This window comes from Oerskovia gallyi, assembly GCF_014836745.1.
Lineage (GTDB): Bacteria > Actinomycetota > Actinomycetes > Actinomycetales > Cellulomonadaceae > Oerskovia > Oerskovia paurometabola.
On sequence record NZ_JACSQE010000020.1, the window covers coordinates 1 to 22,920 of the forward strand.

Annotated in this window: 20 protein-coding genes; 9 read left to right on the plus strand and 11 right to left on the minus strand. The window is 72.8% G+C overall.

What is annotated here, in order from left to right; genetic code table 11:
- Window positions 1–54 precede the first annotated feature (54 nt).
- The 5 genes from H9640_RS18550 to H9640_RS18570 all read right to left on the minus strand — a co-directional run bounded on the left by H9640_RS18550 (window position 55) and on the right by H9640_RS18570 (window position 5,139).
- The gene (locus tag H9640_RS18550) at window positions 55–822 is read right to left on the minus strand and encodes a hypothetical protein (protein ID WP_191792255.1); all 768 of its coding nucleotides are present in this window, start codon (window positions 820–822) and stop codon (window positions 55–57) included.
- 211 nt (window positions 823–1,033) lie between these two features.
- The gene (locus tag H9640_RS18555; RefSeq protein ID WP_191792256.1) at window positions 1,034–1,609 is read right to left on the minus strand and encodes an alpha/beta hydrolase family protein; all 576 of its coding nucleotides are present in this window, start codon (window positions 1,607–1,609) and stop codon (window positions 1,034–1,036) included.
- A 137-nt stretch (window positions 1,610–1,746) separates the two neighbouring features.
- A complete protein-coding gene (locus H9640_RS18560) occupies window positions 1,747–2,358 on the minus strand; it encodes a DUF305 domain-containing protein (RefSeq protein ID WP_191792257.1) in 612 nt (203 codons plus the stop codon).
- 84 nt (window positions 2,359–2,442) lie between these two features.
- Window positions 2,443–2,895, minus strand: coding sequence for a DUF6153 family protein (locus tag H9640_RS18565; RefSeq protein ID WP_191792258.1), 453 nt, complete (start codon window positions 2,893–2,895; stop codon window positions 2,443–2,445).
- A gap of 12 nt (window positions 2,896–2,907) precedes the next feature.
- Complete coding sequence (locus tag H9640_RS18570; protein ID WP_404821908.1) at window positions 2,908–5,139, minus strand: heavy metal translocating P-type ATPase; 2,232 nt, start codon at window positions 5,137–5,139, stop codon at window positions 2,908–2,910.
- A 191-nt stretch (window positions 5,140–5,330) separates the two neighbouring features.
- Between H9640_RS18570 and H9640_RS18575 the strand changes: the two genes are divergently transcribed.
- On the plus strand, window positions 5,331–6,545 hold the full coding sequence (locus H9640_RS18575; protein WP_191792259.1) for an alpha/beta hydrolase family protein: 1,215 nt from the start codon (window positions 5,331–5,333) through the stop codon (window positions 6,543–6,545).
- Between the two features lie 24 nt (window positions 6,546–6,569).
- Here H9640_RS18575 and H9640_RS18580 read toward each other — a convergent pair whose 3' ends face one another.
- Together H9640_RS18580 and H9640_RS18585 are read right to left on the minus strand one after the other, a co-directional pair.
- Window positions 6,570–6,902 (minus strand): cupin domain-containing protein, encoded by a 333-nt coding sequence (locus H9640_RS18580; protein WP_191792260.1) that lies wholly within the window; start codon window positions 6,900–6,902, stop codon window positions 6,570–6,572.
- 142 nt (window positions 6,903–7,044) lie between these two features.
- Window positions 7,045–7,923 (minus strand): SDR family oxidoreductase, encoded by an 879-nt coding sequence (locus H9640_RS18585; RefSeq protein ID WP_191792261.1) that lies wholly within the window; start codon window positions 7,921–7,923, stop codon window positions 7,045–7,047.
- A gap of 137 nt (window positions 7,924–8,060) precedes the next feature.
- On the opposite strand from H9640_RS18585, the gene H9640_RS18590 reads away from it, so the two are divergent.
- The gene (locus tag H9640_RS18590; RefSeq protein ID WP_191792262.1) at window positions 8,061–8,297 is read left to right on the plus strand and encodes a hypothetical protein; all 237 of its coding nucleotides are present in this window, start codon (window positions 8,061–8,063) and stop codon (window positions 8,295–8,297) included.
- 51 nt (window positions 8,298–8,348) lie between these two features.
- Here the strand turns inward: H9640_RS18590 and H9640_RS18595 are convergent, their stop codons facing one another.
- Together H9640_RS18595 and H9640_RS18600 are read right to left on the minus strand one after the other, a co-directional pair.
- A complete protein-coding gene (locus tag H9640_RS18595) occupies window positions 8,349–8,942 on the minus strand; it encodes a DUF6993 domain-containing protein (protein WP_191792263.1) in 594 nt (197 codons plus the stop codon).
- 135 nt (window positions 8,943–9,077) lie between these two features.
- Complete coding sequence (locus tag H9640_RS18600; protein ID WP_191792264.1) at window positions 9,078–10,751, minus strand: alpha/beta hydrolase; 1,674 nt, start codon at window positions 10,749–10,751, stop codon at window positions 9,078–9,080.
- Between the two features lie 131 nt (window positions 10,752–10,882).
- Here H9640_RS18600 and H9640_RS18605 point away from each other — a divergent pair, with 131 nt between their 5' ends.
- The 5 genes from H9640_RS18605 to H9640_RS18625 all read left to right on the plus strand — a co-directional run bounded on the left by H9640_RS18605 (window position 10,883) and on the right by H9640_RS18625 (window position 17,162).
- A complete protein-coding gene (locus H9640_RS18605; RefSeq protein ID WP_191792265.1) occupies window positions 10,883–12,970 on the plus strand; it encodes an ABC1 kinase family protein in 2,088 nt (695 codons plus the stop codon).
- A gap of 3 nt (window positions 12,971–12,973) precedes the next feature.
- On the plus strand, window positions 12,974–13,900 hold the full coding sequence (locus H9640_RS18610) for a ribonuclease Z (protein WP_191792266.1): 927 nt from the start codon (window positions 12,974–12,976) through the stop codon (window positions 13,898–13,900).
- Between the two features lie 118 nt (window positions 13,901–14,018).
- A complete protein-coding gene (locus tag H9640_RS18615) occupies window positions 14,019–14,291 on the plus strand; it encodes a hypothetical protein (protein WP_191792267.1) in 273 nt (90 codons plus the stop codon).
- 39 nt (window positions 14,292–14,330) lie between these two features.
- On the plus strand, window positions 14,331–14,951 hold the full coding sequence (locus H9640_RS18620) for a pentapeptide repeat-containing protein (protein ID WP_191792268.1): 621 nt from the start codon (window positions 14,331–14,333) through the stop codon (window positions 14,949–14,951).
- 186 nt (window positions 14,952–15,137) lie between these two features.
- On the plus strand, window positions 15,138–17,162 hold the full coding sequence (locus H9640_RS18625; protein WP_191792269.1) for a sigma-70 family RNA polymerase sigma factor: 2,025 nt from the start codon (window positions 15,138–15,140) through the stop codon (window positions 17,160–17,162).
- A gap of 6 nt (window positions 17,163–17,168) precedes the next feature.
- Here H9640_RS18625 and H9640_RS18630 read toward each other — a convergent pair whose 3' ends face one another.
- Entirely contained in the window at window positions 17,169–18,077 is a 909-nt protein-coding gene (locus tag H9640_RS18630; protein WP_191792270.1) for a universal stress protein, read from the minus strand.
- Between the two features lie 152 nt (window positions 18,078–18,229).
- A complete protein-coding gene (locus H9640_RS18635; RefSeq protein ID WP_191792271.1) occupies window positions 18,230–18,862 on the minus strand; it encodes a hypothetical protein in 633 nt (210 codons plus the stop codon).
- 183 nt (window positions 18,863–19,045) lie between these two features.
- Between H9640_RS18635 and H9640_RS18640 the strand changes: the two genes are divergently transcribed.
- On the plus strand, window positions 19,046–19,993 hold the full coding sequence (locus H9640_RS18640) for a YwiC-like family protein (RefSeq protein WP_191792272.1): 948 nt from the start codon (window positions 19,046–19,048) through the stop codon (window positions 19,991–19,993).
- A gap of 230 nt (window positions 19,994–20,223) precedes the next feature.
- Entirely contained in the window at window positions 20,224–22,791 is a 2,568-nt protein-coding gene (locus tag H9640_RS18645; protein WP_138825941.1) for an ATP-dependent Clp protease ATP-binding subunit, read from the plus strand.
- Window positions 22,792–22,920 lie beyond the last annotated feature (129 nt).

A 22,920-nucleotide genomic window follows, 5' to 3' on the forward strand; every position in this document is an offset into this window, starting at 1 on the left:
CGCGACCCAGCAACCCGTCTCAGACCGAACCACCCATCTCGTTCCGGGCGCGGGTCAGGCGCGCCGCGACCGGCGGCTCAGCAGCACGGCACCAGCCCCGGCGGCCAGCAGGGCGACCGCCCCGCCTGCGACGAGCAGCGCGTTCGAGCCGGTCGCTGCGAGGCCTTCGTCGGCGGCCGCGGTCGACGCCGCCCGCGCTCCTGCCCCGCCAGGCGCTGCCGACGGAACGGCCCGGGCGACCGGCGTAGCACCCGCCACGGGAGCGTCCTGGGGCGCGGGGCCCGTCGCGGCGAGCTCGCGCTCGGTGACCGGAGGCGTCGTCGGGGCTTCCGTGAGCGGAGGCGACACGGGCGCCTCGACCGGTGCTCCGCCGTCGGGCACCTCGCCGCTCGGGGCGGGGACAGGCCGCGTGACGGGCGGGGCCGGGCGCAGGGGCGTCGGCTTCGGGGTGCACTCCGGTGCCTGGCCGCCCTCGCCGAAGTGCTCGTCGAAGCCCTCGACCTGGACCCACGTCACGCAGAACCCGCCGGGGAACGCGGCGACGGCGCCCGCGAAGTCGAGGAAGCTCGCACCGACGTACGCGGCAGTCGATCGCCCGTTGGCCGTCTCGAGGTGGACGTTGAAGCTCTGCTCGCCCGTCCCGTCGAGCGCGGTCGCGCGGTAGTTGACGTGCCCGTGCTCGCGGAACACCTGGCCCGCGGGCAGGCTCACGCCGCTCGCGGTCACGGTGTACGGGGTGGGGGAGTCGGACCCTGCGGACGCGATCGTGGGGGTGGCCACGAGGATCGCTGCCGTGAGGAGGGCGACGGGCGCTGCGCGCATCGAGGAGGACCTTTCGAGGGTGGTCGGAGGGGGGACGCCCTCGGCTCTCGGGAGCGAGCGGGGCTGGTGTCGGACGGTTGATCACCGTACTCGTCCGACATGCCCGGATCGACGGGGCGAACGCGACATATCAGCGCCAAAGGTACTCGGGAGCGGGTGATTGTGGAAGCGCTCCCAGCGTGTCGCTCGCGTGTCGCGGCGCAGGGAGGGGTCAGAGCGTCGCGAGCCACCGCACGACGGCGTCGCTCACCGCCGCGTGGTCGTTGCGCACGTCGTGGGCGCCGGGCAGTCGCACCTGGGTGACCGGCCCGGGGATCGCCGCGACGTGCTCGTCGAACTCCTCGGGCGAGCCGAACGGGTCGGTCGTCCCGGACACGAACAGCACGGGGACCGTGAGCTGCGGGAAGTGCTCGACGCGCAGCTTGTCGGGCTTGCCCGGCGGGTGCAGGGGATAGCTCAGCAGCACGAGGCCGGCCGCGGGCAGGCCCTCGGCCACGGCGAGCGAGCACATGCGTCCGCCGTAGGACCGACCGCCGAGCACGAGCCGGTCGGGCGCGAAGCTCTCCTCGGCGGCGAAGCGCGCGGCCTCCTCGACCAGGTGCGCGACCGCGACCGGCGCCCGGTCAGGCATGCGCTTCCCGGCGAGCCGGTACGGGAAGTCGACCCGGCGCACGGGCAGCGGGGCCACGGCCTCCTCGACAGCGACGAGCGTCGGGTGGTCGCGACCGGCCCCGGCCCCCGGCGTGAGGAGGAGCCCGCCGACCGCTGCGCCTGATGATCGCGTCATGGTTCCAGTCTCGCAGCGCCGGAGGTCGGCCGGGCTCTCGGTGCCGAACATGCGGTTGTCGATCCGCGAGCATGCGGTTGGCGTCCGAGATCCGGGGAATCCGGACGCCAACCGCATGCTCGGCACCGAGGGGACGGTTACAGGGTCGCCAAGAGCTCCCGCATCTCCTGGATCTCCGCCTCCTGGGCGTCGATGATCTCCTGCGCCAGTGCCAGGGCCTCCGGGTTCTTGCCGTCCGCTAGCTCGGCCTCGGCCATGTCCACGGCCCCCTCGTGGTGGGCGATCATGCCCTCGAGGAACAGGCGTGAGACGGTCGCGGCGTCCGCGGCCTCGAGCGCCTGGATCTCCTCGTCGCTCAGCATCCCGTCCATCTCGTGGCCCGAGTGGTCGCCCGTCGTCGAGGCGCCCCACTCGGCGAGGAAGCCCTCCATGGTCGCGATCTCGGGCTCTTGCGCGCTCTCGATGCGGGTCGCGAGATCGACGACCGCAGGGTCGACGCCCTCCGTGTCGAGCACGATGCGCGACATCACGAGCGCCTGCTCGTGGTGCGGGATCATCATCTGCGCGAACATGACGTCCGCGTCGTTGGCCCCGGCGGCGGCTGCGCCTGCCTCCTGCGACGGCGAACCGTCGCCCATGTCGTGGCCCTCCATGCCCGAGCCGTCGCCGGCGTCCGCGCAGCCCGCGAGAGCCAGCGTCGAGCCGAGGGTCAGGCCGATGCCGACCTTGGTCAGGGTGTGCTTGTTCATGAGTCGTCCTTCAGGTGATCGGTCGGTGTGCCACGGGTGCCCCGTGGCGGTGACGGTCGCTGCGGCCCTGGTCGGGCCGGGCTCCTATCTCCGACTGATCCCGAGCGCGACGAGCGACGGCGGCCGCAGCGCCGACCCGAGCCGCCACCAGGGCGCGACGACGCGCGCGAGGTGCGTGACGCCGTCGGGCAGGCGGCGCACCAGCGTCGGGCCACCGAGCGAGACCATCGCGACGAGCACCAGGAGGCACATGGCCTCCATCTCGCCGTGCCCCGTGCCCGACGGCGCCTCCTCCTCCGCGCCCACGTCGCCGAGCGGGTGGCCCAGGGTGGGAGCCGCCTCGGCGGCGACCGTGTGCGCGGTGCCGTGGGCCACGGGGCTGCCCGACATCTGGTGCATCCCGACGAACCCGCCGAGCAGCACCACCATCCCGAGCAGCACCACGAACCGCCGGGCGACACCGGCGGTTCGGGTGGGCCGGACCGCGTCGCCCAGGTGGGCGGTCGACGCGGCCCCGGCCGAGGCGAACGGGGACATCACGGACATCGTCTACGAGGCTGCCACGCGCTCGGGGTCGAGGTCCAGGCGGCGCAGGAGCTGCGCGTTGAGGGCCACGATCACGGTCGACAGGGACATGAGCAGTGCGCCCACTGCCATGGGCATGACGAACCCGACCGGGGCCAGGACGCCCGCCGCGAGCGGCACCGACACCAGGTTGTACCCGGCGGCCCACCACAGGTTCTGCTTCATCTTGCGGTAGCTGGCCCGGGACAGCTCGATGACCGACAGGACCGAGCGCGGGTCGTCGCTCGCAAGGATGACCCCGGCCGACGCGATGGCCACGTCGGTGCCCGCGCCGATCGCGATGCCCACGTCCGCCTGGGCGAGCGCGGGGGCGTCGTTGACGCCGTCGCCGACCATCGCGACCTTGTGCCCACGAGCCTGGAGCTCGGAGGCCTTGTCGCCCTTGTCGCCCGGACGGACCCCGGCGAACACCTCGTCGATGCCGAGCTCGTCGGCCACCGACTGCGCCACGGCCTGCGCGTCACCCGTGATCATGACGACCCGGATGTTGCGCCGGTGCAGGGCGTCGATCGCCTCGCGGGACTCGGGCCTGATCTCGTCGGCCAGCGCGAAGCCGCCCAGGATCCGCGGGGTACCGGAGCCCAGGTCGAGCGCGTGCAGGACCGTCGCGCCCTCGCCCTCCCATGCGGCGGCGTCGGGCACGGGGTCGAGCCCGTGCTCCCGCAGGAGCGACGGGCCGCCCACCGCGATCCGGCGACCGTCCACGAGACCCGAGACGCCCACTGCGGTCGAGGACTGGAAGTCCTCGGCGCGCGGCACCCGCACGCCCCTGTCGGCAGCGGCGCCAACGATCGCGCGGGCCAGGGGGTGCTGCGAGTCGGCCTCGACGGCCGCCGCGAGCGCGAGCAGCTCGTCCTCGCTGCCCGACGTCGCGACCAGGTGCGTCACCACGGGCTCGCCCTTGGTCAGGGTGCCGGTCTTGTCGAACAGGACAGCGTCGACCGTGCGCATCTGCTCGAGCGCCATGCGGTCCTTGACGAGCACGCCCGCCTTGGCCGCGCGCTCGGTCGAGATCGACACGACGAGCGGGATCGCGAGGCCCAGCGCGTGGGGGCACGCGATGACGAGGACCGTGATGGTCCGGATCAGCGCGCTCTCCGGCGTGCCCCACACGGTCCAGGCGATCAGCGTCAGCACCGCGGCGCCGAGCGCGAACCAGAAGAGCCAGCCTGCTGCGCGGTCCGCGAGACGCTGCGCGTGCGACGACGACGCCTGCGCCTGCGTCACCAGGCGCTGGATGCCCGCGAGCGCCGTGTCGTCGCCGACCGCGTCGACCTTGACGCGCAGCGCCTGGTCGGTCGCGACCGTCCCGGCCACGACGTGGTCGCCGACCGTCCGGCGCACCGGGCGCGACTCGCCCGTGATCATCGACTCGTCGACGTCCGCAGTCCCTTCCGAGACCACGCCGTCCGCGGGCACGCGCCCACCAGGACGCACCACGACGACGTCGCCCACGACAAGGTCCGTCGGGGAGACCGTGGACACCTGGCCGTCGTCACTCACGCGCTCGGCCTCGTCGGGCAGCAGCGCCGCGAGCGACTCCAGGGCCGACGACGACTGCGCGAGCGACCGCATCTCGATCCAGTGGCCCAGCAGCATGATCACGACCAGCAGCGCGAGCTCCCACCAGAAGTCGAGCTCGTGCGACAGGATCCCCAGGCTCGCGCCCCACGACGACACGAACGCGACCGTGATCGCGAGCGCGACGAGCAGCATCATGCCGGGCTTGCGCGCCTTGAGCTCGTCGACCGCGCCCGTGAGGAACGGCTTGCCACCCCACACGTACATGACCGTGCCGAGGACCGGCGAGATCCACGCGATGCCCGGGACGTCCGGGAGCGAGTAGCCGATGATCGACGCGAACATCTCGCTCGCGAGGACCGTCGGGACCGCGAGGGCCAGCATGATCCAGAACAGGCGGCGGAACATCGCGACGTGGCCTGCGTGACCGCCGTGCCCGCCGTGGCCCTCGTGACCTGCGTGGGCAGCGGCGTGGCCGTCGTGCGCGGAGTGGTCCTCGTGGCCGCCGGCGTGGGCCGAGTGGTCGGTCGCGGTCATGGTCGCCATGTCATGACCTGCGTGGCCCTGGTGCTCGGTGTGGCCCGCGTGCGAGCCGTCGTCGCCCGTGTGCTGCACGTCGTCGCGACCTGCGTGCCCGCCGTGACCGGTGCGGTCACCGTGCTCGTCGTGGTCCATGGGATTCACTGTCCCGTCCTCCCTCGTATCGCGCCGGGCGACCCTGGCGCCCGGCATACCCCCTAGGGGTATCGATAACTCCTGATACTGCCGCAGCATTCCCGGTCCGTCAAGAGGAAGCCGCGAGACGCCGACGCGCGGTGCCCGGGTCGCGGACCTAGCCTGAAAGCCCGACGACGGGCGGAGCAGCCATGACCCTGGTCCTTCACGACGAGCTCTTCGACGCGCAGCTCGTCCGAGCGCTCGCGTACACCGCGCAGGGCGGCGCGGAGATCGGTGAGTGCCTCGAGACCGCCCGCCGCATCACCCGGACCGACGGGAACCAGTGGTACGACGAGTGGTCCGCGACCGCCGCGCGCGTCGAGAAGGCCGCCGAGGAGAGCGACATCGCAGGCCACCGGGCCAGTGCCCGCGGTGCCTGGCTGCGCGCCTCGAACTACTACCGCACGGCTGGGCTCTTCCTCATGGGGGCGCCCGTCGACGACAGGTTCCGCGAGAGCTCGCGCCGTCAGACCGAGACCTTCCGCAAGGGGGCCGCACTCCTGGACCTTCCCCCGGACGTGCTCGAGATCGGTTTCGAGGGCGGGACGCTCCCCGGCTACTTCTACCGGGCCGCCGACGACGGACGCCCGCGTCCCACGGTCCTGCTCGTCGACGGCTACGACGGCACGGCCGAGGAGCTGTACTTCGCGAACGCGGTCGCGGCGCTCGACCGGGGGTACGACGTCCTCGCGTTCGACGGCCCGGGTCAGGGCAGCGTGATCCTCGACCAGGGCATCGCGTTCCGGCCGGACTGGGAGACCGTGGTGAGCGCCGTCGTCGACCACGCGCTGACCCTGGACGAGGTGGACCCGCAGCGCATCGTGGTGCACGGCTGGAGCTTCGGCGGCTACCTCGCGCCCCGCGCCGCGACCGGGGAGCACCGCCTCGCGGCCTGCGTCGCCGACAGCGGACCGTACGACCTGTTCGACACGGTCGCTGCGAAGTTCCCCTCGCTCCTGGCAGGCCACCTCGGCGACGACCACGGGGCCGCTCTCCGGGTCGTCGAGACCGCGCTGCACCAGCTCCTCAAGAAGCCCTCGGCGGGCTGGGCGCTGCGCCGGAACCTGTGGGTGCACGGCGTACGCGACCCGCTCGACTTCGTCAGGATGTCCCGTGACTACACGCTGCGCGGGCGTGAGCACCTCATCCGTTGCCCGGTGCTCGTGTGCCGCACCGTGGGCGACGACCTGTCGGTCTCGTCCCGGACCCTCGCCGAGAACCTCACGTGCCCGACCGAGTACGTCGAGCTCGGCCCCGGGGACGGCGTCACGGGCCACTGCGAGATGACCGGCCGAGGGGTCTTCCACCGGCGCGTGTACGACTGGCTCGACGAGACCCTCGGATACGACGGCACCCCCGCGTAGCCTCCCGGTGCCGGGGTGCGCCCGTCAGGGAGCCGTGGGCACGCTCGTGACCGTCGTCAGGAGGAACGCCGAGTCCTCCAGGGCGGCGACGGCGTGCCGCTCGTGCGTGAGCACGCGCAGCTCGCCCGGACCGACCTCCTCGTCGCCCTCCAGCGCCGTGACGCGGACGCGGCCACGCAGCACCTGGATGCTCGCGGCGGGCGGCGAGTTGTGCTCGCCGAGCTCGACGCCCGCGAGGATCGCGATGATGGTCTGGCGCAGGACGCCGTCGTGCAGCACGACCTCCGCGCTGCGGCCGTTGTCGCCGTCCCGGGCGCGCGTGAGGTGCGCGTCGGTGAGCAGCTCGAGGTTCGTCATGGGGGTTTCCGTTCGGCCGGGGGTGGGGCTTCCATCATGGCGGTCGGGCGTCCGGTTCGCCCGGTGTGCGCGGGTGCCCGACGGCGTCGCTCACCGCGCCTCGTCGGCGCGCCCGGGTACGTGGCCTGGGGCGGGCGCCGGGCTACTGGATCCCGAACCCGCCATCGGTGGTGAGAACCTGCCCGACGACCCACGAGCCCGCCGGTCCGGCGAGCCACGCGATGAGGCGGGCAGGGTCGGCGGGCTCGCCCCAGCGGCCGAACGGGGTCGCCGCGCGCAGGGCCTCGAGCTCGGCGAGCGGCCGGTCGGTCGACCCCGGGTCGAGGTACCCGGTGTTGACGGGGCCAGGGTTGACGGTGTTGAGCACGATGCCCAGGTCGAGCAGCTCGGCCGCGACCGTCGCGGTGACTCCGGCGAGCGCGGCCTTGGACGCCGCGTAGGCGACCTCGCCGCGCATCGGCCCGGCCTGCTGGCCCGAAGTCATCCAGAAGACCTTGGGCGCCGTCTCCGGGTCGGCCGGGCCCTGGCGGGCGGAGCGCTCTCCGGGCCGGGCTCCGGGCTTCCCGTCGGTCCGGGCGTGCTCGAGCGCGAACCGGCGCGTGAGCAGGAGCGTCGAGCGCGTGTTGGCCCCCCAGAACGCGTCGAGGGTGTCGGCGTCCATGTCGAGGATCGAGCCGTCGCCGCCGCTGCGCGCGTGGTTGCACACGAGGACGTCGACCGACCCGGTGAGCGCGAGAGCGGCATCGAACAGTGCGTCGAGCCGAGCGGGATCGAGCAGGTCGGCGCTCGCCGCTCCTGACACCGCCTCGCCACGGAGCGCCGCCCGGACGCCGTCGGCGACCGCGTCGAGATCGTCCCCGCCCCAGGGCAGGGCGGCGTCGTGCGGGGCGTAGTGGTGCGTGAAGACGTTGGCGCCCTGGGCGGCGAGCTCGCGGGCGACGGCGTAACCGATCCCCTTGCGCCGGGACACGCCGGTCACGAGGGCGGTACGGCCGGCGAGAGGGAGGTGAGGGGTCGTCATGCGGCGACCGTAGCGACTCGGCGAAACGGTCTCCAGGCCATTTCGCAGCCGCCTGCACGCCCCCTCCGGGGTGTGACGCCGGTCACTCGTCGGCAGGTCGGCGCGCGATCCGGGGACGGGTGACAGAGCATGGGGTGATGCACGTGCCCACCTTCGTCGACGTCTGGCAGCTCCTCAACGACGCCGATCGCGAACGTCTCGCCGAGATCGACGAGACCGAGACCGAGATCCTCGACTTCCTGCGGACGCAGCCCGTCGAGGACGTCGACGCGCCCCTGTTCTCCGACCTGCAGGTCGAGCGCCTGCGCGTCTACCGGGCAGCGCTCGAGCGCGCCAACCCGGGCGAGTCCCAGCCCGAGGCCGCGTCGGCCTAGCACCGCGCGCCGCATCCGGTGCCCGGCTGCGGGCCGTCGGCGTCAGCAGAGTCAGTGGGTCGGCATCTCCAGGCAGCCGCCGTCGGCGATCGGGCCGCCCGCCTCGAGGGTCACGCCCTCCGGTGCGATCCCGCCGTAGACGCAGCCCCCGGGGACGCTCACACCGACCCCGAAGGTCGTCGCGGGGTCGCCCGACACCGTCGTCTCGGGAGTCACGCCGAACGTCTCGAACCCCGCACCCGTCAGCGCGGCCACGACCTCGTCGCGGCGCAGGGTCTCGCCCGTGACGAGCGGGGTGAGCGCGGCCTCGACCGCGGGGACGGACAGCGCGGCCTCGGCGTCCGACGCGGGGGTCCCGCGGCGCTCGCGGTAGGCCTCGTTCGAGGAGTCGAGTCCCTGGTTCTCCGGCTCGGGGGTCTGGCCCGTCGACCCGGTGACCGAGGAGGACACGTCCTGGGGCGCGTCGGGCCCGCCGGACGTGTCGAACGCGTCGGGCCACCGGCCGATCAGGACCACGAAGCCCACGAAGGCCGCGACCAGTGCGACCGTGACGAGGGCCACGAGCCCGACCACGACCCGGACGACCCACGTGGCCGCACGTGAACGACCAGCGGGCGTGACGCCGTCGGGCAGGGGGCGGTTCATCCGGCGAGTCTCGCGGCCCGGCGACCCACGCGTCCAGCGCAGGGCGCGACCCTGCGCGAGATCTCCACGAGCGGACGCGACGGGGCGAGGGCGGTCGGACCGCCCTCACCCGTGCCGCGCCGTCCGCATCACGGCCTACGACACCGGCAGCCTCAGCGCCTCGCCGAGCGGGACCGACGGCCCCTGGAACGGCACCATGTCCTGGGCGCACGTCGCGCCGTCGGTCGCCTCGAGGTCGACGAGGTAGCGGGCCACCGCGGCGTCGGCGCACGCGGACTTGCCGACGATCGTGTGTCCCCACCCCTCGACGGTGAGCACGCGTGCGTCGGGCCAGCGGTCGGCGTACGGCTGCGTGAACGCGTAGGGCGTCGCCGGGTCGAACCGGGTGCCGACGACGAGCACCGGCGCTTCGGTCGTCTGGTCCCACGGACCGGTGAACGCGTCGCGGTCGGTCACCGGGACGAACTCGCACTGGATGCCGACCCAGCCGCGGTAGCGGCCGAAGTGCGGGTACTGCGCGTCGAGCGCGTCGACCTTCGCCGCGTACGACCGGGGGGCGCCCGGCGTGGTGACGTCCACGCACAGGCTCGCGAGCGCGCCGCCGACCGACGGGTAGTCCTGCGCGTACCCGGCGCGGCGCAGGAGCTCCCCGAGGGACGGGGCGGCGCTGCGGGCGCCGGGCGCGTCCGCGGCAGGCGGCCCGACGGCGCCGCTCAGCACCGCGAGGCTCGCGAGCGTCAGGTCGAGGTCGCCCCAGGCAACGGGCTCGTAGAGGTAGGAGAAGACGAGCGCCACGGTCTCGGGATACCCGATCGGGACGGTCGAACCGTCCGGGAGCGGCACCTCGACGGGTGTCTCGCGCAAGGCTGCGTACGTCGCCTCGACGACCTCGGCCGGGTCGCCGAGCGACGCCAGCGCGCAGGCCGTCGGGCCCGCCTCGGTGCACAGCCGCGCGAACTCGCCGAACGTCTCGGTCGCGCCCGCGGCCTGCCCGATGCGCGCGCCCAGCAGCTCGTCGGACCCGACGCCCGACCAGGCGTCGACGTCCATCGTCCCGTCGAGCACCATCGCGCGGACCCGGTCCGGGAACAGCGCCGCGTACGTGGCCCCGAGGACCGTGCCGTACGAGTAGCCGACGTAGCTGAGCTCGTCGTCGCCCACGGCCTGGCGCAGCAGGTCCATGTCGCGAGCGACGTTCGCGGTCGACGAGTGCGAGATGCGGTCCCCGGAGAAGAGGGTGCACGACGCCCCGAGGGTCGCCATCTGCCCGAGGAAGCGCCGCTCCTCGCGGTCGGTGACCGGGAACGCCGGCACGCTCGACATGAACGCCGTCTCGCGCTCGGCGTCGCGGAAGCACGTCGCCGGGTCGGACGTCCCGACCGCGCGCGGGTCGAACCCGATCACGTCGAAACGGGCGAGCACCTCGTCGTCGAACAGCCTGCCGCCGAGCTGGTGGAGGCCCTCGACGCCCGGGCCGCCCGGGCCGCCGAAGTTCGTGAACAGGCTCCCGACGCGCTGCGCCGGGTCGGTCGCGGGCAGCCGGGTCAGGCCGATCGTCGTCGTGCGGCCCCGCGGACGGTCGTAGTCCGTGGGGACCTCGACGCTCGCGCACTCGAACGCCTCGAGGCCCGTGCCGTCGCACGGCCCCCACGCGATCTGCGGTACCGGGGCCTCGACCTGCCCGCCCGGCGACGGCGGATCACCCCCCGGCCCGGTGGCGGCCACGGCAGGCACGCCACCCAGGAGAAGGACCGCCGCCAGCGTGGACGCTGCGGCGCGGACTCGTGTCGTCGTCGATCGCGAAGTCATCGGGACCATCCGAGCACGACCATGTCGGACATGCACCTCGAGGCTCGGCACGAGTCCCTCGACGCGACGACCGTCCCCGCCCGGTGCGTGTCCTCCTGCGCTCGCCCGCCCGGCGCGGGAGAGTAGGGGCCATGCAGATCCTCTCCTCGATCGGGACGGCCCTGTTCACCGGTGCCGCCACGATCGTCATGGTCCTCCTGCTCGCGGCGACGGCCCGCAGGGTCCTGGGAGTGCCGGTCGGGTGGATCCGGTCGATCCTCATGACGGTCTTCGTGGTGTCGCTCGGGTCGTGGGGGCTCACCGAGGGGTTCCAGCAGCTCGGGGTCCTGGAGGCCGACGGGTCGCTCACGGTCCACCCCGGGGTCGTCCTCGTGATCGTCGTCCTCGCGTGGGCGTGGTCGTTCGTGATCGGCCTCGGTCTGCTGCTCGTCCTGGAGCTCCTGGTACCGACGGGCAGCATCCCGACCCCGTGGCGCGCGGTCGTCGAGCTGCGCAGGGGGTCCAAGGACCTGTGGCGCTACACCCAGATCATGGGGATCATGATCCGCCACGGCCTGGGCGGGTTCTTCGGTCGCGGCGCACGGCGGCGCAGCCACCAGAGGACCACCGACTCCGAGGAGAGGGCCGTCGCGCGCGAGCTGCGGGCCGCGCTGAGCGACGCGGGCGTGACGTTCGTGAAGCTCGGCCAGATGCTCTCGACCCGTGCGGACCTGCTGCCCGCGGTGTACGTCGAGGAGCTGTCCCGGCTCCAGAGCCAGGTCCCGCCCGCGCCCTGGGCGCACATCGAGGCCATGGTCGCGCGGTCGATCGGCGCGCCCGTGGACACCGTGTTCGCATACTTCGACCCCGATCCCATCGCGTCCGCCTCGGTCGGCCAGGTGCACTGCGCGACCCTGCTCGACGGACGCGAGGTCGTCGTCAAGGTCCAGCGGCCAGGAGCACGCCAGCAGGTCCTCGGCGACCTGCGCATCGTGCTGCGGATCGCGCGCCGGCTCCAGCGCGACACGTCGTGGGGGCCGTCGCTGGGCATCATGGACCTCGCCGAAGGCTTCGCGGCCTCCCTGCGCGAGGAGCTCGACTACACGACCGAGCTCGAGAACACGCTCAACGTGCAGGGCGCGCTCGCGACGATCCGCCGGTCGAAGCGGCACCCGCTGCCCGGGGCCCACCAGGTCGAGGATCCCGACGCGAACGTGCCTCTCGTCGAGATCCCGTACGTGCACCCCGAGCTGTCGAGCTCGACGCTCCTGGTCATGGACCGTCTCGACGGCACTCCCGTCGGGGACGCGGCCGACCTGCTCGCGACGTTCGACGACGACACGCGCCACGACATCGCGGCCCGCCTGCTGCGCGTCACGCTCGACCAGATCGTCGTGACCGGGGTGTTCCACGCCGACCTGCACCCGGGCAACGTCTTCCTGCGTGACGACGGCTCGCTCGGGCTGCTCGACTTCGGCTCGGTCGGCCGGCTCGACGAGGCCGAGCGGGTCGCTCTCGCGGCGGTGCTGCTCGCGGTCGAGGCCGACGACTCGATCGCGGCGACCGACGCGCTCATCGAGCTGCTCGACCAGCCCGACAGCTTCGACGAGCGCAGGTTCGAGCGCTCGGTCGGTCGGCTCATCCTGCGGTTCCGCGGGGGAGGAGCGGCGAGCAGCGGCTCGCTGTTCGCGGCGATGGTCCGCCTCGTGAACGACGCAGGCATGGGCGTGCCGCCGCAGGTCGCTGCGGCGTTCCGCACGATCGCGGCGCTCGACGGGACGCTGCACCTGCTCTCGCCCTCGTTCGAGCTCGTCTCCTCGGCGCGCGACGAGGGCGAGGAGCTGCTGCGCAACATGGTCAGCCTGCGCAAGATCCGCGCGAAGGCCGGGTCCCAGCTCCTGGCGTTCGCCCCGTCGATCGAACGCCTTCCCCGGCGCCTCAACAAGATCACGTCGGACCTCGAGGCGGGCAGGTTCACCGTCAACGTCCGGGCGTTCGCCGACCCGGGTGACCGGAAGTTCGTCACGAGCCTCGTGCAGCAGGTCATCTCGACCATCATCGCGGCCGCGAGCGTCGTGGGCGGGGTCTTCCTCCTCATCGCGGAGAACGGCCCGCAGCTCACGAACGACCTGAGCTGGTACTCGGTGTTCGGCGCCGTGATGCTGTTCATCGGTGCGGTGCTCAGCATCCGCGTGCTGATCTACGCGTTCCGGGGCGCCCCCGCCGACCGGGGCTGGTAGGAGATGTCCCGTCGCGAGCTCGTCGTCCTCGGCACCGCCAGCCAGGTGCCCACGCGTACCCGCAACCACAACGGCTACGTCCTGTTCTGGGACGACGAGGCGGTCCTGTTCGACCCGGGCGAGGGCACGCAGCGGCAGATGCTGCGGGCGGGGGTGTCGGCGACGGACCTGACGCGGATCGCGATCACGCACCTGCACGGCGACCACAGCCTGGGGCTGGCCGGCGTCGTGCAGCGGATCAGCCTGGACGGCGTGCCGCACACGGTCCCGGTGTCCTTCCCGGCCTCGGGCGCGACGTGGGTCGACCACCTGCTCGACGCCACGTCCTACCACCACCGTGCGGACCTCGCGCTGCAGCCGCTCTCCGATGACGGGGTCGTCCCGCCAGTCCGGGCCGAACCCGGGTTCGTCCTGCGCGCCGAGCGGCTCGACCACGGCGTCGAGGCGTTCGGCTACCGGCTCGACGAGCCGGCGGGACGGCGCATGGTCCCGGAGCTGCTCGCGGCCGCCGGGATCCACGGGCCCACGGTCGGGCTGCTCCAGCGCGAGGGCGTCGTCGAGGTGGGTGCCGGGACGATCGGGCTCGAGGACGTGAGCGTCGTGCGACCTGGGCAGTCGTTCGCGTTCGTCATGGACACGCGCCTGTGCGACGCGGTCTTCTCGCTCGCGCGGGGAGTCGACCTGCTCGTCATCGAGGCGACGTTCCTCGACAGGGACCGCGACCTCGCCCACGCGTTCGGTCACCTGACCGCGCTCCAGGCGGCGACGGTCGCGGCCGAGTGCGGCGTCCGGTCGCTCGTCCTGACGCACTTCTCGCAGCGCTACCAGGATCCGGCCGAGTTCTGGGCCGAGGCAAGGACCGTGTTCGACGGCGAGCTCACGGTCGCCGAGGACCTCGACCGTGTGCAGGTCCCCCCGCGCGCACACTGACCCGGCGTCGGACGGGGGCGGCCGAGAACGGGTCCGAGGTCGTTCTCGTGGGGACGGCGGCCTTTCTCCCGTGCTCGACGGCGCAGAGTCCCGTGGTCGGCACCACTACCCTCGGAGCATGCCCGACGAGCCCGATGAGCAGGACCAGCCCGACGCGCCCGACGACGCCCCCCGCCGCCTTCGCTGGGGCTGGCTGCTCCTCGCCGTGGTGGTCGCGGTCGTGTCCTTCCTCGCCGTGAGCGTCCAGTCCGGCCAGTGCGTCGACTCCGTCACGCCCGGTGCGTCCTACTGCACCAGCGGCCCCGTGCTCGGCACCGGGGGCTGGCTCGTCGGTCTCGCTGGAGCGGGGTTCGTCATCTATGCGGTGCGCCGGGGGCTCGGTCGGCGGTAGGCGCCAGGGCCGTCGGTGCCTCCCGCTACGGTCCACCTCATGGCTGATCGCGCGCACGGCACCCCCACCCCGCCCACCGACTCCTCGGTCGACCGCGAGGACTGGTACGGCCGCGACCTCGACGGCGAGACGTTCGAGCGCGTCGCGTTCGGTGACTGCGACTTCTCCGAGATCACGACGACGGGCGCCACGTTCACCGAGTGCACGTTCCGCAACGTCCGGTTCAACGCGTCGACCCACACCGACTCGGCCTTCGCGAACTGCACCTTCTCGCGCTGCTCCTTCTTCGACACCACGTTCACGCGCTGCAAGACCGTGGGGTCGACGTTCACCGAGTGCAGCTTCGACCTCCTCAAGGTCGTGGGCGGGAACTGGTCGTTCGTGACGATGGTCGGGGCGGACCTGCGCAGCGTCACCGTCACCGGGGCGCGCTTCCGCGAGGCGGACCTGACGGGCGCCCGCTGCCAGGGGGCCGTGCTGCGCGACCTCGACCTGTCCGGGGCATGGCTGCACAAGGCCGACTTCACGGGCACGGACCTGCGTGGCAGCGACCTCAGCGCGCTCGACCCTCTGAGCAGCATCGTGCAGGGGGCGATCGTGGACCCGGCGCAGGCGCTCGTGGTCGCCGAGGCCCTGGGCCTGGACGTGCGGACGCACTGAGTGCGGGTGGGCAGTGCGGACTCGCCGAGTGCGGTGGGGCGGGGCGCGCACCGATGACACGCCGAGGCTCCCCGGCGGCGCGGTGAGACGCGTCACGTTCGCGTCATGATCGCCTCAGGATCGTGTCTCTTCCCCTGACAGGCGCTTCACGCCCGACCCTCGGGCACGCCGCGGAAGGACCCACCCATGTCGACGACGAGCGAGACCGACCTCCGGGCCTTGGCCGACGAGGAGCTGGTCGACGCCGTCCGCGGTGGCTCGCAGGACGCGTACGCGGTCCTGTGGTCGCGCCACTCGGGGGCCGGACGCGGTGCGGCGCGCCGCGTCACGTCGTCGTTCGACCCGGACGACCTGGTCCAGGAGTCCTTCCTGCGCATCCTGCGCGCGATCCAGGCGGGCAACGGACCGACCGGCCCCTTCCGCCCCTACCTCTACCAGACGGTGCGCAGCGTCGCGATCACGTGGTCGCACGCGCCGGACCCGATCTCGGTCGACCAGGTGCCCGAGGTGGCCGACCCGGTCGACATGGCCGACGTCGTGGTCGAGGGGTCGGTCACGGTCACGGCCTTCAAGGCGCTGCCCGCACGGTGGCAGGCCGTGCTCTGGTACACCGAGGTCGAGGGCATGGAGGCTCGCGAGGTCGCGCCGCTGCTCGGCCTCAGCGCGGGGTCGGTCTCGGCCCTGGCCTACCGGGCACGCGAGGGGTTGCGCCGCTCCTGGCTCCAGGCCCACGTCAACACGGCCGCGGTCTCCGACGAGTGCCGCTGGGCCGCGGAGCAGATGGGCGACTACAACCGCGGCGCCCTGAGCGCGCGGAACAAGGACCGTTTCGAGGAGCACCTCACGGGGTGCTTGCCGTGCTCGATCCTGGTCGACGAGGTCGACCAGGTCGCCTCGCGGCTGGGACTCCTGCTCGTCCCGCTGGTGCTGGGCGTCCCGGCAGTCCTGGGCGGTACCTCGGCGGCGCTCGGGGGAGCGGGGTTCGTCCCGGCCAAGGGCGTCTTCATCGACCCGACGGCGGACCTCGCCCTGGGTGTCGCGGGCGCCGAGGGCACTGCGGGCGGGTCCGGTGGTGGAGCGGGCGGTGGGTCGACCGGGTCCGCGGGCGGGGCCGCGAGCAATGTCCCGGTGGGGGCCGCAGGTGCCGGGGTCACGGGGGCGGCCGCGGCCTCCGGGCTCTCGGGCGGGGCGATCCTCGCTCTCGTCACCGCCGGAGTCGCCGTCGCGGTCGGTGCGGTCGCGGTCGCGCAGCCGTGGGGAGCCACCCCGCCCGTCGTGGCGGAGCACTCAGGACCGAGCCCCGAGAACTCGTCCGACGGGGCGTCCCAGGCCCCGTCGGACGACGGGCTGGCCCTCGTGCCGGGGGCGGACCCGACAGATCCCACGACGGTCCCGGACGAGGTGCTGCCGGTGCCGGCACCTGCTGCGGGCCAGGACGAGGGCACCGCGGCGGACCTCCCGTCCCGGGGGGCGGGGACCGGTCGCGCGACGACCTCGGTCGTCCCGGCACCGGTTCCAGCCGTTCCGGTGGTGCCACCGTCCGGGCCGCCCGTGGACCCTGCGCCGGTGCCTCCGCCGAGTCCCGAGACTCCTGTCGACCCGGAGACCCCTGTCGACCCGGAGACCCCCGTCGACCCGGAGACCCCCGTCGACCCGGAGCTCGGCGCGCCGACCCTGGTCGCCCCGCCCGCGGGCGAGCTGGTCTACCTGCCCGAGCTCTCGGGCACGGGCGAGCCCGGTGCGACGGTCACGATCTCGGCGACCGGCCGCGGAGCCTCTGCCGTCGTCGCCAGCGCGGACGTCGCACCCGACGGCACGTGGCGAGCGACGCCGTCGGGCAGTGCGACCGTGTGGGAGACGCTCACCGTGACGCAGGAGCGCAACGGCACGACCTCCGAGGCCACGAACGTCCCGGGGCCGTTCACGTTCCTGCTGCCCTCGATCCTCGCCCCCGTGGACGGCGACGTCGTCGACTGGGCGCCGTCGATCACGGTGCGGATCGACGGACGCGCCGGGCTCACGACCGAGGCGTTCCTCGACGGGCGGTCGACGGGCAACACGCACACGATGACGGGCAGGCCGCTCGGCCTCGTCGCCTCAGGGCTCGCGCCGGGCGAGCACACGCTCGGGCTGCGCTACGTCGACCGCGCGACCGGCGCGGGCGGGCCGAGCGTGACGTCGACGTTCACGATCGGCCCGCTACCCAGCTAGTCGGCGCTAGTCGGCCGGGCGCCGGACCACGGTCACCGGGCACGTCGCGTACTCGACGGCCTGCCGGCTCACCGAGCCCAGGAGGAGGCGGTCGAACCCGCCCGTACCCCGGTTGCCGACGACCAGGCGCTCGGCGCCCTCCGACGCCTCGAGGAGCCCCTTCGCAGGGTGGGCGTGCACGACGCTGCGGCGGACCTGGTCCTCGGGCAGGTCCACGCCCGCAGCCTCGAGCGCACGGTCGAGCTGCTCGCCGGCGAACTTCTCGTAGTCGTCGATGGGCGGGGTCCAGCCCCACGAGTCGGGCAGCGGGGCCAGCGTGACGATCTGCCAGCAGAACACCGCGTCCAGGACCGAGCCCCTGCGGCGGGCGACCTCGAGCCCGTGACGCAGCGCGTGCACCGACGTGCGCGAGCCGTCCACCCCCACCACGACACGCGGGGGCGCGTCGGCCGCGGCAGGGGCTCCGGCGTCGTCCGTCTCGTCGTCACCGGCGGACCGCACGACCGTCACCGGGACCTGCGTCGCGCCCTGGACGACGGCCGACGACACCGAGCCCAGCACGAGCCGACCCAGCCGACCCAGCCCACGGCTGCCCACCACGAGCATCTCCGAGTGCTCCGCGCGGGCCAGCAGCGCGGTGGCCGCCGAGCCCTGGACCTGCTCCGCGTGCGTGACCGCGTCGACCCCCGTGCGGTGCCGGGCCTCGTCCAGGAGGGTCAGGACCTGGTCCTGCTTGAGGTCCGCGAGATGGCTGAAGTCGGCCGGCTCCGAGGGACGAGGACCGTCCTTCCAGGACGGTTCCCAGGCGAGGACCGCCGTGAGCGGCACACCCCGCGAACCCGCCTCGACGAGCGCCCAGTCGAGGGCTTCCTGGGACCGGGCCGATCCGTCCACACCGACGACCACGTCACTCATCGACGTCACCTGCTCTCTCGTTCGACGACCAGCCGGGGCTCCTGCGCACCGTCCGCACCTCCATCTTGGCCGTTCCCGCGAGCCACGTCACGCCTGGGCGTGTCTGCTTGATCACGAGGGGCCGTCAGCATCGCCCGGACCGTGCCAGGGCCTTAGAAACGAGGCCCGTCGTCGCCGTGCAGGAGGTTGCGGATCGGGGCCGTGGAGATGTCCACGCGGTCCACGAGGTCGGTCGGCCCGGACACGATCACGGCCCGGTCGGCGAGGGGCACGTACACCGCGACGGTCGCCCGGACGGCGACCCGGACGCACGGGTGCGAGACGTCGTCGACCACGAAGGCCGTGTGCTGGAGAGGCGCCTGGTCGACCTCCTCGACGATGGCCCGCATCGCGGAGCGGTAGTCCTGGTAGGCGTCGGCGAAGTCCGCGCCCGTCGGCCCCTCGGTGCCGTCGGGGGCGTCGTTGTGCAGGGGTGCGGCGAGCGCACCGCTCAGCGCCGCACGCACGATGTCCTCGATCTGCTGCGGGTCGTCCGTCCCGACACGGAGAGTCTCGACGTCGACCGCCTCGCCGACGAACGACACGTAGGCGCGCAGGAAGCGCTCCTCGGTCGGGTCGCGGTCGTCGTCCCCGGCGCCCGTCCCGGTGACGGTCTCCTCCTCGAGGTCCAGGCCCCACGTGAGCGGGTCCGTGATCTCGCCGACGACACCGCTGAAGCGGGCGAAGCGCGCGACGATCTGCTCCCACGACTCGTGGGCTCCTGCTGGTTCGTCCGGCTTGTGCATCGTCCTCCCTCGGACTGGCGCGTGCCCCTGCCTCGAGACTGCCCCTGTGGCGTCCTGGGGTCAACGATGGTGGCGGCGCGTCCGTCGCGCACGTCGGGAGCGGGTGAGTCCGGTCGGCGGAACGTGTGGTCCGCCCGCCGGGACGACGCCCTGGTCTGCGACGACGCGTGCCAACCTCGGGGCATGACCCAGGGGAGCACGCAGCCTGAGCGGCGTCCCACGAGGCGTCGACGACGCCGCGGCCCCGGCTGGGTGCCCGACCAGCACGGCGCCTGGGCGATGCTCGCGGTGCCGCTGCTGGTCGGGATCTTCCTCGGCGGGCCGGCGTGGGTGCACGTGCCGCTCGCCGTGCTGTGGTTCGTCGGGTACTTCGCGTTCTTCGCGACGGGCCTGTGGCTCAAGTCGCGGTTCAAGGCGCGCTGGTGGCCGCCCGTGCGGGCGTACGGGATCGCGACGGTCGTCCCAGCCGTCGCGGTCCTGCTCGTGCGACCCGACCTCCTCGCGTGGGTGCCGCTCTTCCTCCCGCTCGTCGCGGTGAGCCTGTGGAGCTCGTACCGACGCAGCGAGCGCTCGCTGCTCAACGACGGCGCCACGGTGCTCGCGGCGTGCCTCATGCTGCCGGTCGCGTTCGCGGCGGGCGTGGACCCGGTGCCGGGTGGGTGGCCGGGCACGGCGTGGCTGGGCGGGTGGCCGGACGCGCCCCTGCCCGACGGCGTCACGGGAGTCGCGGGGATCGGGTGGCCCCAGGTGGGGGCGCTGTTCGTGCTCGTGCTGGCCTACTTCGCGGGGACGATCCTCTACGTCAAGACGCTGATCCGGGAGCGCGGCGAGCGCTCCTACCTCGTCGCGTCGGTGGTCTACCACCTGGCGGCCGGCGTGGTCGCGTCCGCCGCCCTCGCGGCGGCAGGGCTCGTGTGGTGGCCCGCCGGGGTGCTGTTCGCCGGGCTCACGGTGCGGGCGGTCTGGGTGCCGCGCACCGCAGCGAAGCCCCTGCAGTTCGGGATGGGCGAGGTCGTGGCGAGCGTTCTGGTGGCGGTCGTGGCGCTCGTGCTGCCGCAGACGTCCGAGGTGGCCGGGTCCGTCGCGTCGGTCGCCCTCGGGACGGGCACCGCGACGGCCGTGGTGCCCTGACCTCGCGTTTCGGTCATCCCCACCTCGCCTAACGGTCACCGACGGGCGGAACGGACAGCCTCCGGACACCGGTCACGGTCCTGCCGAAGGTCACGGAGCGAGCCCCTCGTCACGCCCCTGGCGAACAAGGGCATATCCGTGGGGTCGGCCCCGTTGGTCCCGGATAGAGTCGTTGCGGTCAGGCCTGAGCACCACCGGTGCGGGTGTACGCCGCTCGTGAGGAGCAGCACATGTTCGAGAGATTTACCGACCGAGCCCGTCGGGTCGTCGTCCTTGCCCAAGAAGAGGCACGGATGCTCAACCACAACTACATCGGCACCGAGCACATCCTGCTCGGCCTCATCCACGAGGGAGAGGGAGTCGCAGCCAAGGCGCTGGAGTCGCTCAACATCTCCCTCGACGGTGTGCGCTCGCAGGTCACCGAGATCATCGGCGAGGGCCAGCAGGCCCCCAGCGGGCACATCCCGTTCACGCCGCGCGCCAAGAAGGTCCTGGAGCTCTCGCTCCGCGAGGCCCTTCAGCTCGGCCACAACTACATCGGCACCGAGCACATCCTGCTCGGGCTCATCCGTGAGGGAGAGGGTGTCGCAGCCCAGGTCCTCACCAAGATGGGTGCCGACCTCAACCGCGTGCGCCAGCAGGTCATCCAGCTGCTGTCCGGGTACCAGGGCAAGGAGCCCGTCGCTGCGGGCGGCCCCGCCGAGGGCCAGCCGTCCGGCTCGGCCGTGCTCGACCAGTTCGGCCGCAACCTCACGCAGGCCGCACGCGAGGGCAAGCTCGACCCCGTCATCGGACGCACCTCGGAGATCGAGCGCGTCATGCAGGTTCTCTCGCGCCGCACCAAGAACAACCCGGTGCTGATCGGTGAGCCGGGCGTCGGCAAGACGGCCGTCGTCGAGGGCCTCGCCCAGGACATCGTCCGCGGCGACGTGCCGGAGACGCTCAAGGACAAGCAGCTCTACACGCTGGACCTCGGCGCCCTGGTCGCCGGTTCCCGCTACCGCGGTGACTTCGAGGAGCGCCTGAAGAAGGTCCTCAAGGAGATCCGCACGCGTGGCGACATCATCCTGTTCATCGACGAGATCCACACGCTCGTCGGTGCGGGTGCTGCCGAGGGCGCGATCGACGCCGCGAGCATCCTCAAGCCGATGCTGGCCCGTGGAGAGCTCCAGACCATCGGTGCGACCACGCTCGACGAGTACCGCAAGCACATCGAGAAGGACCCGGCCCTGGAGCGTCGTTTCCAGCCGATCCTCGTCTCGGAGCCGAGCCTGCCGCACGCGATCGAGATCCTCAAGGGTCTGCGCGACCGCTACGAGGCGCACCACCGCGTGTCCATCACGGACGCCGCGCTGGTGGCCGCCGCGACGCTGGCCGACCGGTACATCAACGACCGGTACCTGCCGGACAAGGCGATCGACCTGGTCGACGAGGCCGGTGCGCGCCTGCGCATCCGTCGCATGACCGCCCCGCCGGAGCTCAAGGAGCTCGACGAGCAGATCGCCGAGGCGCGTCGCGACAAGGAGTCCGCGATCGACGAGCAGGACTTCGAGAAGGCCGCGCGCCTGCGCGACACCGAGAAGCAGCTCACGCAGCAGCGCGCGGACAAGGAGAAGGCCTGGAAGGCCGGAGACCTGGACACCGTCGCCGAGGTGGACGAGGACCTGATCGCCGAGGTGCTCGCGATGTCCACCGGCATCCCGGTGCTCAAGCTCACCGAGCAGGAGTCGTCGCGCCTGCTGAAGATGGAGGACGAGCTGCACAAGCGCGTCGTCGGCCAGGAGACGGCCATCAAGGCCCTCTCCCAGGCGATCCGCCGCACGCGTGCAGGCCTCAAGGACCCCAAGCGTCCGGGTGGCTCGTTCATCTTCGCCGGCCCCACGGGTGTCGGTAAGACCGAGCTGGCCAAGGCGCTCGCCGAGTTCCTCTTCGGGGACGAGGAAGCGCTCATCCAGCTCGACATGTCCGAGTTCTCGGAGAAGCACACGGTCTCGCGTCTCTTCGGTTCGCCCCCCGGCTACGTCGGATACGACGAGGGTGGCCAGCTGACGGAGAAGGTCCGTCGCCGTCCGTTCTCCGTGGTCCTGTTCGACGAGGTGGAGAAGGCGCACGCCGACATCTTCAACTCGCTCCTGCAGATCCTCGAGGACGGTCGCCTGACCGACTCGCAGGGCCGCGTGGTGGACTTCAAGAACACCGTCATCATCATGACCACGAACCTCGGTACGCGGGACATCGCCAAGGGTCTCCAGACCGGCTTCAACGCCGGCGGTGACCTCGTGACGAGCTACGACCGCATGAAGGCCAAGGTGAACGACGAGCTGAAGCAGCACTTCCGCCCGGAGTTCCTCAACCGCGTCGACGACGTGGTGGTCTTCCCGCAGCTCTCGCAGACCGAGATCGTCCAGATCGTCGACCTGATGATCGCCAAGCTGGACAAGCGCCTGCGCGACAAGGACATGGGCATCGAGCTCACGACCGCCGCGAAGGCACTGCTGGCCGAGAAGGGCTACGACCCGGTCCTCGGTGCTCGTCCGCTGCGTCGCGCGATCCAGCGGGACATCGAGGACGTGCTGTCCGAGAAGATCCTGTTCGGCGAGCTCAAGGCCGGTCAGATCGTCCTGGTCGACGCCGAGGGCGAGGGCCTGCTGGGCGAGTTCACGTTCCGCGGCGTCTCCAAGGACGACCACGAGCGTGGCCCGGTGAGCGTCGCCGCGACGGCAGCGCTCAACGCTCCCGCGGGCATCTCGACGGCCGACCTCCCGCCGACCGGCGAGCTGCAGGCCGGCGCGGAGTGATCCTCCCGGCAGCCACCGGCTGTCGATCCCCGGTCGTCTGACGCCGACCGGCACGAAGGGCCCCGATCCTCACGGATCGGGGCCCTTCGGCGCGTCCGGGGGGACGTAGGGGCGCGTCCGGGGACGTAG